Consider the following 11430-nt stretch of genomic DNA (forward strand, 5'->3'; position numbering starts at 1 on the left):
TGATGTTTAAAAAGCTTCACGAAATTTTTAGAAATTTTTTACTTTGGATTTATGTTCTTCTTACGGTTCCCACTTTTGGTATAATGGTTTTTGTAATAAGAAGACACTTTTGGGCTCGTTTTTGGTGTAAGGGACTTCTCAAAATTCTTGGAATAGAAATAGAGATTTTAAAAAAGAAAGATTTGCCAAAGGGAGTTTATGTATTTATGAGTAATCACCAAAGTCAACTCGATATACCAGTGTTAGAAAAGGTCTTAGAGCCTTATAACATAAGATTTTTAGCCAAAAAAAGTTTATTTAAGATCCCCTTTTTTGGATGGGGAATAAGAATTCTTGGCTATGTGCCTGTGGAGAGAGGAGATCCAAAGGAAGGAGTAAAAAGTGTTTTAGCTTGTATAGAAAAGATTAAAAAGGGATTTTCCCTTGTAATTTTCCCAGAGGGAACGAGAAGTCCCACAGGAGAACTTTTACCCTTTAAACTGGGAGGGTTTATAATTCCTTTAAAAAGTAAGACCTCTATCGTTCCTGTAGCAATTTGGGGAACAAGAGATATTTTACCTAAGGGCTCTATCTGGTTTAGAGTTTCTGGTAATAAAAAAGTAAAGGTTTACATAGATGAGCCTATAGAAGTGAAAGATTTTAATATAAAAGATAAAGAAAAGCTTTCTCAATTGGTAAGAGATAAAATTTTAAAGGGTTTGGAAATTATTAAGAAAAACTGAGGGGGTAAATAAGATATGGGAGAAATAGTGGTTGTTCCTTTAGAAGAGGAGCTAAAGGAATCTTATTTAGATTATGCTATGAGTGTTATAGTTGGTAGAGCCCTTCCTGATGTTCGTGACGGGCTTAAACCTGTTCAAAGAAGAATACTTTATGCCATGTATGAAACAGGAAGCGATTGGAATAAACCTTATAAAAAGAGCGCAAGAATTGTGGGAGAGGTTATAGGAAAATATCATCCCCACGGCGACATTCCTGTTTACGAAGCCCTTGTAAGAATGGCTCAGGATTTTACTATGAGATATCCTTTGGTTGATGGTCAGGGTAATTTTGGTTCTGTTGATGGGGATGCTCCAGCAGCTATGAGATATACAGAAGTTAGATTGGCAAAGATTGCCCACGAACTCCTTGCAGATATAGAAAAGGAAACCGTAGAATTCGTTCCCAACTATGACAATACCCTTAAGGAGCCTGTAGTTTTACCCTCCAAAATACCTAATCTCTTAATTAACGGTTCTTCAGGAATTGCAGTAGGTATGGCAACAAATATCCCTCCTCATAATCTTTCTGAGGTAATAGACGGACTTTTAGCACTTTTGAAAAACCCTGATCTAAATATTGAAGACCTTATGAAATACATAAAAGGACCTGACTTTCCTACAGGTGCGTTTATTGTAGGTAAAGAGGGTATAAAATCTGCATACACTACAGGAAAGGGGCTTATAAAGATTAAAGCAAAATATAAACTTGAAAAGGAAAAAGATAAATTAAAAATTGTTTTTTACGAAATACCCTATCAAACAAGTAAAGCCAAGATTGTAGAAAAAATTGCCTATCTTGTAAAAGAAAAGAAATTAGAGGGAATTTCTGAGGTAAGAGACGAATCTGACAGAGAGGGTATAAGAATTGTGGTAGAATTGAAAAAAGAGTGGGCAGAAGCCCCTCATACCATTGTCAAAAAACTCTATGAATTAACTCCTCTTCAGACCACCTTTGGAGTTATTATGTTAGCACTTGTTAATGGAAAGCCAGAAATATTAAATTTAAAAGAAATTCTTCAAAACTTTCTTAATTGGAGAAAAACAGTTGTTATAAGAAGAACTCAATATGATTTAAGAAAGGCTGAAGAAAAAGCTCACATCTTAGAAGGATTTTTAAAGGCTCTTTCTCATATAGATGAGATAATAGAACTTATTAAAAAATCAGAAACGCCCCAAGAGGCTAAAGAAAATTTAATAAAAAAATTTGATTTTTCTCCTATTCAAGCTCAGGAAATTTTGAATTTAAGACTTCAAAGACTTACAGCTTTGGAAAGGGAAAAGATACTACTTGAATACGAAGAACTTAAAAGAGCTATAAGTTATTACAAGAAGATACTCACGCATGAGCCTACTCTTCTTACGGTAATTGAAGAAGAATTAAAAGAAATAAAAGAGAAATACGGAGATAAGAGGAAAACAGAGATTATTGAGGATGATAAAGAAGAGCTCTTAAGTTCAAAAGAAAGTATTCCGAAAGAGCCGGTTTTAGTTTTATTAAGTGAGGAAGGATACATAAGAAAGCTGAGTTTGGAAAGTTTTTCTTCTCAAAAAAGGGGAGGTAAGGGTGCTTTAGCGTTTTCGCCAGATGAGAAATTAAAAATAGCCTTACAGGTTGACTCGGATGCTCAAATATTGATTTTCACTAAAAAAGGTAAAGTCTATCCTCTTAATCTTAGCGAGATAAATTTGTCTACAAAAACCTCAAAAGGAATTCATATTAAGAATTTAAATCCCAATTTAGAAGAAGAGATCTCTTTTATTCTTCCTTACAAAGAAGAGGGTTTTATTGTTCTTATAACCTCTAAAGGAATTATTAAGAAATTTGAGATTTCAGAAATAAAAAATTTAAGAAAAAGTGGTTCTGTAGTGATAAAGTTAAAAAAAGACGATTGCCTCAAAAGTGGTGTCATTACCAATGGAAACGAAAACCTATTGATTATCACCAAAAACGGATTAGCCATTCATTTTCCTGAAAAGAGTATCGGGATAACCAAAAAACAATCAGAAGGTGTTATAGGTATTAGAATGGATGAAGAGGATGAAGTTTTAGATATAATAACCACTAAAGAAGAGGGATATCTATTTACTATTACTGAGAGAGGTTTTGGAAAAAAAACACCTTTTAAAGATTTTAGAATCCAAGGAAGAGGGGGGAAGGGTATAATTGGGCACAGTATAGATGAGAAAACAGGAAAATTGGCTGGTGCAAAGTGTATAATGGGTAAAGAAGACATATTAATATTTTCAAGTTCTGGCAAGGCTATAAGAATAGAAGATAAAGAAATTCCTGAACAAAAAAGATCTACCAAAGGTGTAAGATTGATTTCCCTTTTACCAGGGGAATATGTAACAGGAATTTCTATAATTCAAAGAAAAAATAAATTGATATAATCAGGTTTTATGTTATTTTGTTTAAAATTTTACAATTTTATTAGATTCGCTTTGGAAAATTTTTAGGAGGTGCCTATGTCTAAAAAAGTTCGCTTAGCTATTGTGGGAGTAGGAAATTGTGCCAGCTCCTTAGTGCAGGGAATTTTTTATTATAAGGAAAAAGGAATAGAAAATATTGAGGGTATTATGTTTCCAGATATAGAAGGATATAAACCTTTTGACATAGAGGTTGTTGCAGCTTGGGATATAGATGAAAGGAAAGTAGGCAAAGATATTTCTGAGGCGATCTTTAGTTATCCTAATTGCACGACTATCTTTTATAGAGATGTTCCTAAACTTGGAGTAAAAGTAAGAAAAGGAAAAGTTCTTGATGGGGTAGCTCCACACATGAAAAATTTTCCCGAGGAAAAAACCTTTGTTTTATCTTCAGAAAAAGAAGACGAATTAGAAGATGTAGTAGCAGTGCTTAAAGATGTTTCTGCAGATGTGTTGATAAATTATGTTCCTGTTGGTTCAGAAAAGGCAGCAAGATTTTATGCAGAAGCCTGTTTAAAAGCTGGAGTTGCTTTTGTTAATGCTATGCCAACTTTCATAGTTTCAGATCCTGTCTGGGGAGAAAGATTTGAAAAAGAAGGTATTCCTGCGGTAGGAGATGATATAAAATCTCAGTTAGGGGCAACTATTTTACATAGAGCTCTTGTTCAGCTTTTTGTTGAGAGGGGTATTCCGATAAAAAGAAGTTATCAACTTAATTTTGGAGGAAACACAGATTTTCTCAATATGCTTGAAAGGGATAGACTTAAAACCAAAAAAGTATCTAAAACTGAAGCTGTAACCAGTTTAATTCCCTATGATATAGGATGGGAAAATATTTACATAGGTCCTTCAGACTGGGTTCCCTGGCTTAGGGATAGAAAAATTGCTTACATAAGAATTGAAGGAGAACACTTCGGGGGAGTTCCCATGTCTGTAGAAGTTAAACTTGAGGTTGAGGATTCTCCCAATTCTGCAGGTTCTGCTATTGATGCTATAAGGTGTGCTAAACTTGCTAAAGACCGCGGAATTGGGGGTCCGCTAATTTCTATTTCTGCCTACACTATGAAACATCCTCCCCAACAGTTTCCTGATTACATTGCTCGTCAAATGGTTTTAGAATTTATTGAAGGAAAAAGAGAAAAATAAGGGGAAAAGTTATGGAAATTTCTAAAAGACTCCAAAAAATCCCTCCTTATCTTTTTGTAGAACTTGATCGTTTAAAAAATGAAAAAATAAAAGAAGGAATAGATGTTATAGACCTTGGGATTGGTGATCCTGATATTTCTACTCCATCTGAAATAGTAGAGGTAGCTAAAAAAGCTTTGGAAAAAGCTGAATATCATAGATATCCTTCAAATTGGGGAAGTTTACTTTTTAGAAAGGCTTGCGCAGATTATATGAAAAGAAGGTTTGGAGTTTCCTTTGATCCAGAAAAAGAGGTATTAGCTCTTATAGGTTCTAAAGAAGGCATTGCTCATTTTCCCATAGCTTTTGTTAATCCAGGGGATGTGGTTTTGTGCCCAGATCCAGCTTATCCTGTTTATCATTTAGGAACTATATTTACTGATGGGATCCCCTATTATATGCCACTTGCCTGGGAAAATAAATTTTTGCCAGATCTTGGCAAAATCCCAAATGAAATCTTAGAAAAAGCTAAAATCATCTGGCTTAATTATCCTAATAATCCCACAGGAGCAACAGTAACCAAAGAATTTTTAAAAGAGGTTATAAAACTTGCCAAAAAACACAATATCATTGTAGCACACGATGCAGCTTATGTAGAGGTATATTTTGAAGAACCACCAATAAGTATCTTTGAAGTAGATGGAGCTAAGGATGTAGCTATAGAATTTCATAGTCTTTCAAAAACTTTCTGTATGACAGGATGGAGAATAGGTTTTGCTGTAGGAAATAGTTTTTTGGTTTCAGCCTTAGCTAAGGTAAAAAGCAATATTGATTCAGGAGTTTTTACTGCCATCCAAGAAACTGGAGCTTATGCACTTAATAATTTAGAAAAAATTGTCCCTCCTTTAAGAGAAATTTTTAAGAAAAGAAGAGATTTTATGTTTGAGGAGCTAAAAAAACTCGGTTATCAACTTATGAAACCTTCTGCCACCTTTTATTTGTGGGTAAAGACCCCGTCTGGAGTTTCTTCTCAAGAATTTTGTAAAAGGGTTCTTCAAGAGGTTGGTGTGGTAGTTACGCCAGGAATAGGATTTGGAGACGCTGGAGAAGGCTATTTCAGAATTGCTTTAACAGTAGGAGAGGAAAGATTAAAATCCGCTATAAAAAGATTAGCTACCCTGCAATTTTAAACAAAGTTGTCTTAAGTTTAGGAACTAATCTTGGTAAAAGAGAAGATAATTTAAAATTAGCCTTGAAGCATCTTAGTCAACTTCCTTTCAGAATAATAAAATGTTCAAGAATTTATGAAACAGCTCCTTGGGGTTTTGAAAGCTCAAATTTATTTTTGAATATGGTAATATTGGGAGAAACCTTTCTTTCTCCCTTTGCCTTAATTTTTGAAATAAAAAAAATAGAAGCTAAAATGGGAAGAAAAATAAGGAAAAAAAATTATTACGAAGATAGAGTTATTGATATAGACATTATCTTTTTTGAAAACTTAGTAATAGAATCTAAAACTTTAACCATTCCCCATCCTCACATGCATAAGAGAGATTTCGTAATTTTGCCCTCTTTAGAAGTAATTCCTAATTGGATTCACCCGGTTTTAAAAAAGTCGATATTAGAAATTTATAAAGAATTTAAAAGTAGAGGATAAAGATGAAATATTTAATCCTTTTAGTTCTTTTAGGCATTATTTACTGGTATTTTTTTGAAAGAAAGAAAAAGCTTTCTGAGAAAAAGCGTAAAGAACTTGCAGAAGAATTAGTTTTTGATGAGAACTGTAAAACCTATGTTAAAAAAGAAGAAGCTATAAAAATGGAAATAGAAGGTAAGGAATATTATTTTTGTTCAAAGAAATGTTTAGAGGAATTTTTAAAAAGCTGTTCTAAATTTCCACCATAACCTCTTTTAACTTATCAATTTCTTCAAGGGCTTTTCCTGCTCCCATAGCTACACAGAAAAGTGGATTTTCTGTTACTTTAACTTCAAGTCCCGTTTCCTGAGCAATTAATTTGTCAAGATTTTTTAAAAGCGCTCCACCTCCTGAAAGAACTATACCTCTATCTACTATGTCTGCAGCAAGTTCCGGAGGGGTGTCTTCTAAAACTTGTTTAATTGCCTGTAAAATTAGTTCTACCGGTTCTCTTATAGCTTCTTGAATTTCTTTTGAAGATACCGTAATAGTTTTTGGGATTCCTGTGATGAGGTCTCTTCCTTTTATTTCCAAAGTTTCGTAAGGCTCTTCAGGCATAACATTTCCAATTTTTATTTTTATATATTCTGCAGTGCTTTCTCCTATAAGAAGGCTATATTTTCTTTTGATATACTGAGCTATAGCCTCATCAATTTTATCTCCTGCAACTTTCACAGAATGGCTTATTACAATTCCACCAAGAGAAATAATAGCCACTTCGGTTGTTCCGCCTCCTATGTCTACAATCATATTTGCTACAGGTTCAGTAATGGGAAGTCCTGCACCTATTGCTGCTGCCATAGGTTCTTCAATTAAATAAACCTCCCTTGCCCCTGCACCTTCTGCACTTTCTTTAACTGCCCTTCTTTCAACCTGAGTAGTGCCAGAGGGCACACTTATTATAACTCTTGGTTTCAAAAAATAGCCTCTATTGTAAACCTTCTGTATAAAATACTTAATCATAGCCTCAGTTACTTCAAAATCAGCAATTACTCCTTCCCTGAGAGGTCTTATGGCTTTTATGTTTCCCGGAGTTTTTCCAAGCATTCTTTTGGCTTCTTCACCTACAGCAAGTATCTTTTTATATCTTCCGTTTTCTTTTACTGCAACTACAGAAGGTTCAGTAAGAATGATTCCTCTACCTTTTAAGTAGATCGAAGTATTAGCAGTCCCAAGATCTATAGCTAAATCTTTAGAAAACCAATTAAAAAGTTTTGATAACATAATTAAAACCCCTCAGTTTTATTTGAATTAATTTTAAATTATTTTTAAAAATTTGAAAGGATTTTTTAAAAAGAGATAATCACGAATGGACCAAACCCTTTCAGATCCTCCTCAGAGGGTAAAAAAATAAGTTTTTCTGGAATTCTATGATAAAAATAAGCTGCTAAGGCACACATTATAGCATCTAAAGTTCCTTCTGTAAGCTTTAGTTTAAAATTTATGATAAGTTGAAACTTTTCCTTTAACCAATTAATAAGAAATTTTTCTTCCTCAGCAGGGAATCTCTTTTTGTAAATAAAAGAAATCTCCTTTTTATCCTCTGGTAAACAAAAATAAAGACTTGCTCTTGGATGAGTTTCAATAATAGTTCCACAAAGCGGTGATAAAACTTCACTAAGAAGAAGTGCTCTTATAGGAACAGCCATAAGAGTGTGATAGGAAACTACCCAGGATCTTGCCTTTTTAGGAAGAAGTTTTTTGAGAGCCTGATCAGAGGTTCTAAAACCCTTATCATTTTTTAAAGAAAAGCTTAAGGGAGCATCAATAGCAACAGCTAAAACCCTTTCTCTTTTGCAAAACTCAACAATAGATAAAAGGTTTTTTATATAAGAGGGACTTTGGGGAGAATCCAAAGAAAATAGAGGACAGAGTTCTAAAAGATTGTTTTTGCTTTTTAAGGCTACAACCCATGTATTTTTGCTTCCTGCAATATCAATTCCCAAAAAATAAAACATAATTTTAATAATAACAAACTGCTAGTAAAAAAGAAGGATTTTTTTGAGTTTGAAAATTTTTATAAGGTGTTTAAAATTGAGTTTAAATTTTTAATAAAAGGTTATTAAAAATGTCTCAAATTTTATTAGTTGATGATGATAAAATAGTTCTCAAAGTTCTTTCAAAAATAGTCAAAGAGCAAATTAAAATTCCTACGCAATGTGTAACAACTTTTGAAGAACTTAAGAAAGTAGCAAAGGAAAATGCCTACTTATTGTCTATTTGTGATTATCATCTTCCTAATGCAGAACATGGAGAAGCTATAGACTTTTTATTAGAGAATAAAATTCCAACAATAGTTTTAACAGCTTCCTATGATGAAAAAATTAGAGAAAATATTTTAGCAAAAGGAGTGGTTGATTACTTAGTTAAAGGAACACCTAATATACTTGAGCTTATTGTCAGTTCTATTTCAAGGGTTTTAAAAAATAAAAATACAAAAGTCTTTATAATAGAAGATTCTCAAACTGATCGAACTATAATGAAAAAAATTTTGCAAAACATGCTTTTTCAGGTTTTTGAATTTTCAAGATGTTCAGATGCTTTAGAAATGTTAGAAAAAAATCCGGATACGAGATTAATAGTTTTAGATTATTATTTGCCAGAGGAAGATACATTAGAGTTTATTTATTCAGTTAGGGAGAAACATAAAAAAGAGGAATTGGGAATTATTGTAGTTTCAGGAATTATAAAGACGGAGAAAATACCAATTTTATTAAAGGCAGGAGCAAACGACTTTCTAAGTAAGCCCTTTAGTCAAGAGGAATTTATGGTTAGAATTACAAATACTATTGAGATGCTTGATATTATAAAAGAGTTAAATTTTTATGCATACAGAGATCCTTTGACCACTCTTGGAAATAGAAGGTATTTTTTTCAAGAAGGAGAAAAGTTATTAGCCATTTCTAAAAGGTATGGGTATAAATTAGCATGTATAGTTATAGATATAGATGATTTCAAAAAAATTAACGACATTTATGGACACGACGTAGGAGATGAAGTTTTAAAAGATTTTGCCAAGCATTTAAAAACTTTTTTTAGAAGAAAAAGCGATTTAGTTGCCCGTATAGGTGGAGAGGAATTTGCCTGTCTTGTAGGATACGAAGATAAAGAGAGTATTTTGGAGTATTTGGAAAGATTTAGAAAACAAGTTGAAAGTAATACATTAACAGTTTTAGAAAATTCTGACGAGATAAAAATAAAATATACCGTTTCTATGGGAGTTGAATTAGAGATTAAAAATTCTTTAAAAGAGATGTTGAGATTGGCAGATCGTAAACTTTATGAATCTAAGAAAAAAGGTGAAAATTGCATAACCTATTAATGAAAAAATTTATTTGAAATTTTTTAAGGGGCTCTTGACAAAAAAATTATAAATATTAAAATTTTAAATTGCTTTGTTAAGCGATCTTTGAATTAACTCTTGACAAAATTAAAAAGTGAGTTTATTATTTAAAGGTAGGTAATTGATCTTTGAAAATTGAATAGCGTCTGTACCTGGCCCCGAAAGATTGCGGCCGTCCCTCCTTAGCTTAACTAAGGAGGGTAATTGAGCCGGGACAAATTTTCCCTGAGGGTTTGATCCTGGCTCAGGGCGAACGCTAGCGGCGCGCCTAACCCATGCAAGTCGTGCGGGAAAGGGAGGTTTTCCTCCCAAGTACCGCGGCAGACGGGTGAGTAACACGTGAGTAACCTGTCCCCGGGTCTGGGATAACCACCCGAAAGGGTGGCTAATACCGGATAAAGTCACAGGGCGCAAGCTCTGTGATGAAAGGGGGCCTCTGCATAGCAAGCTCCTGCCTGGGGAGGGGCTCGCGGCCCATCAGCTAGTTGGTGGGGTAACGGCCCACCAAGGCGACGACGGGTAGCCGGCCTGAGAGGGTGGTCGGCCACACGGGCACTGAGACACGGGCCCGACTCCTACGGGAGGCAGCAGGGGGGAATCTTGGGCAATGGGCGAAAGCCTGACCCAGCGACGCCGCGTGGGGGAAGAAGGCCTTCGGGTCGTAAACCCCTGTTCTGGGGGAAGAACCAGACCTGGGTTAATAGCCCGGGTCTGCTGACGGTACCCCAGGAGAAAGCCACGGCTAACTGCGTGCCAGCAGCCGCGGTAATACGCAGGTGGCGAGCGTTGCCCGGAATCACTGGGCGTAAAGGGTGCGTAGGCGGCCGGATAAGTCGCAGGTTAAAGCCCGGGGCTCAACCCCGGAAAGGCCTGCGATACTGTCTGGCTTGAGGGCCGGAGAGGCTGGCGGAATTCCCGGTGTAGGGGTGAAATCCGTAGATATCGGGAGGAACACCGGTGGGGAAGCCGGCCAGCTGGACGGTCCCTGACGCTGAGGCACGAAAGCGTGGGGAGCAAACCGGATTAGATACCCGGGTAGTCCACGCCGTAAACGATGGGTGCTAGGTCTGGGGAGTTAAACTCTCCGGGCCGAAGCTAACGCGTTAAGCACCCCGCCTGGGGAGTACGGCCGCAAGGCTGAAACTCAAAGGAATTGACGGGGGCCCGCACAAGCGGTGGAGCACGTGGTTTAATTCGATGCAAAGCGAAGAACCTTACCTGGGCTTGACATGCCAGGGTCGTACCCCGGTGGAAACACTGGGGGAGCGCAGGGTTTTACTCTGCGCGCTCTGGCACAGGTGCTGCATGGCTGTCGTCAGCTCGTGTCGTGAGATGTTGGGTTAAGTCCCGCAACGAGCGCAACCCCTGCCCCTAGTTGCCAGCGGGTAATGCCGGGCACTCTAGGGGGACTGCCGGGGATAACCCGGAGGAAGGAGGGGATGACGTCAAGTCCTCATGGCCCTTATGCCCAGGGCTACACACGTGCTACAATGGGGGGTACAGAGGGATGCGAACCCGCAAGGGGGAGCTAATCCCAGAAAGCCCTCCTCAGTTCGGATCGGGGTCTGCAACTCGACCCCGTGAAGCCGGAATCGCTAGTAATGGCGGATCAGCATGCCGCCGTGAATACGTTCCCGGGCCTTGTACACACCGCCCGTCACACCACGGGAGCCGGTCCCACCCGAAGTCACTACCCTAACCCGGCTTCGGCTGGGAGGGGGGTGCCTACGGTGGGGCTGGTGACTGGGGTGAAGTCGTAACAAGGTACCCCTACCGGAAGGTGGGGGTGGATCACCTCCTTTCTAAGGAGAAAGTAAAGGGGTCAGGGCAGACGCTATTCAATATAAATTTTTGATCTTTGAAAATATCTTAAGGTGAACGGATTCGAAAAAGGGCCTATAGCTCAGCTTAGGTTAGAGCGCACGCCTGATAAGCGTGAGGTCGGAGGTTCGAATCCTCCTAGGCCCATTTAAGATTGTGGGGGTGTAGCTCAGTTGGGAGAGCGCCGGCTTTGCAAGCCGGAGGTCGACGGTTCGAATCCGTTCACCTCCACCACTTCTTGGTAAGTGGTGGTAAAA

At 37.2% G+C, this 11430-nt stretch carries 9 protein-coding genes, 2 tRNA genes and 1 rRNA gene; 10 read left to right on the forward strand and 2 right to left on the reverse strand.

The annotated features are described in order from the left end of the window. Window positions 1-2 precede the first annotated feature (2 nt). The 6 genes from ACLGLP_RS03155 (at window position 3) to ACLGLP_RS03180 (ending at window position 6218) form a co-directional block, all read left to right on the forward strand. Window positions 3-722, forward strand: coding sequence for a lysophospholipid acyltransferase family protein (locus tag ACLGLP_RS03155; RefSeq protein WP_492113486.1), 720 nt, complete (start codon window positions 3-5; stop codon window positions 720-722). A gap of 15 nt (window positions 723-737) precedes the next feature. Then, complete coding sequence (gene gyrA, locus ACLGLP_RS03160; protein WP_492113487.1) at window positions 738-3152, forward strand: DNA gyrase subunit A; 2415 nt, start codon at window positions 738-740, stop codon at window positions 3150-3152. Window positions 3153-3227: 75 nt separating this feature from the next. Then, window positions 3228-4334 (forward strand): inositol-3-phosphate synthase, encoded by a 1107-nt coding sequence (locus ACLGLP_RS03165; RefSeq protein ID WP_492113488.1) that lies wholly within the window; start codon window positions 3228-3230, stop codon window positions 4332-4334. Between the two features lie 11 nt (window positions 4335-4345). Next, on the forward strand, window positions 4346-5503 hold the full coding sequence (locus tag ACLGLP_RS03170) for an LL-diaminopimelate aminotransferase (protein WP_492113489.1): 1158 nt from the start codon (window positions 4346-4348) through the stop codon (window positions 5501-5503). Then, the gene (gene folK / locus ACLGLP_RS03175) at window positions 5497-5970 is read left to right on the forward strand and encodes a 2-amino-4-hydroxy-6-hydroxymethyldihydropteridine diphosphokinase (RefSeq protein ID WP_492113725.1); all 474 of its coding nucleotides are present in this window, start codon (window positions 5497-5499) and stop codon (window positions 5968-5970) included. Before ACLGLP_RS03170 ends, folK begins: the two co-directional genes overlap by 7 nt. Window positions 5971-5972: 2 nt before the next feature. Continuing rightward, the gene (locus ACLGLP_RS03180) at window positions 5973-6218 is read left to right on the forward strand and encodes a YHS domain-containing protein (RefSeq protein ID WP_492113490.1); all 246 of its coding nucleotides are present in this window, start codon (window positions 5973-5975) and stop codon (window positions 6216-6218) included. On the opposite strand, the gene ACLGLP_RS03185 is transcribed toward ACLGLP_RS03180, so the two are convergent. Continuing rightward, window positions 6202-7233: a rod shape-determining protein gene (locus ACLGLP_RS03185; protein ID WP_492113491.1), complete on the reverse strand. Its 1032-nt coding sequence runs from the start codon at window positions 7231-7233 to the stop codon at window positions 6202-6204. The two genes, ACLGLP_RS03180 and ACLGLP_RS03185, sit on opposite strands and share 17 nt — an antisense overlap. Before the next feature lie 65 nt (window positions 7234-7298). After that, window positions 7299-7967 carry a DUF429 domain-containing protein gene (locus ACLGLP_RS03190; protein WP_492113492.1) on the reverse strand — a complete coding sequence of 223 codons (669 nt, stop codon included), beginning with the start codon at window positions 7965-7967 and terminating at the stop codon, window positions 7299-7301. A gap of 110 nt (window positions 7968-8077) precedes the next feature. On the opposite strand from ACLGLP_RS03190, the gene ACLGLP_RS03195 reads away from it, so the two are divergent. The 4 genes from ACLGLP_RS03195 to ACLGLP_RS03210 all read left to right on the forward strand — a co-directional run bounded on the left by ACLGLP_RS03195 (window position 8078) and on the right by ACLGLP_RS03210 (window position 11407). Beyond that, complete coding sequence (locus ACLGLP_RS03195) at window positions 8078-9331, forward strand: GGDEF domain-containing response regulator (RefSeq protein WP_492113493.1); 1254 nt, start codon at window positions 8078-8080, stop codon at window positions 9329-9331. 242 nt (window positions 9332-9573) lie between these two features. Then, window positions 9574-11154, forward strand: a 16S ribosomal RNA gene (locus tag ACLGLP_RS03200). A 90-nt stretch (window positions 11155-11244) separates the two neighbouring features. Beyond that, window positions 11245-11320 (forward strand) — tRNA-Ile (locus tag ACLGLP_RS03205). An 11-nt stretch (window positions 11321-11331) separates the two neighbouring features. Further along, window positions 11332-11407: transfer RNA gene (locus tag ACLGLP_RS03210), tRNA-Ala, on the forward strand. Window positions 11408-11430 lie beyond the last annotated feature (23 nt).

Source organism: Caldimicrobium sp. SLHALR3 (assembly GCF_058692735.1).

Excerpts from the sequence above, each read along its gene's own strand:
- ACLGLP_RS03180 (WP_492113490.1), top strand. The coding sequence starts at position 5,973 with ATGAAATATTTAATCCTTTTAGTTCTTTTAGGCATTATTTACTGGTAT.
- ACLGLP_RS03155 (WP_492113486.1), top strand. The coding sequence starts at position 3 with ATGTTTAAAAAGCTTCACGAAATTTTTAGAAATTTTTTACTTTGGATT.
- ACLGLP_RS03190 (WP_492113492.1), bottom strand. The coding sequence starts at position 7,967 with ATGTTTTATTTTTTGGGAATTGATATTGCAGGAAGCAAAAATACATGG.
- ACLGLP_RS03165 (WP_492113488.1), top strand. The coding sequence starts at position 3,228 with ATGTCTAAAAAAGTTCGCTTAGCTATTGTGGGAGTAGGAAATTGTGCC.
- ACLGLP_RS03195 (WP_492113493.1), top strand. The coding sequence starts at position 8,078 with ATGTCTCAAATTTTATTAGTTGATGATGATAAAATAGTTCTCAAAGTT.
- ACLGLP_RS03185 (WP_492113491.1), bottom strand. The coding sequence starts at position 7,233 with ATGTTATCAAAACTTTTTAATTGGTTTTCTAAAGATTTAGCTATAGAT.
- gyrA (WP_492113487.1), top strand. The coding sequence starts at position 738 with ATGGGAGAAATAGTGGTTGTTCCTTTAGAAGAGGAGCTAAAGGAATCT.
- ACLGLP_RS03170 (WP_492113489.1), top strand. The coding sequence starts at position 4,346 with ATGGAAATTTCTAAAAGACTCCAAAAAATCCCTCCTTATCTTTTTGTA.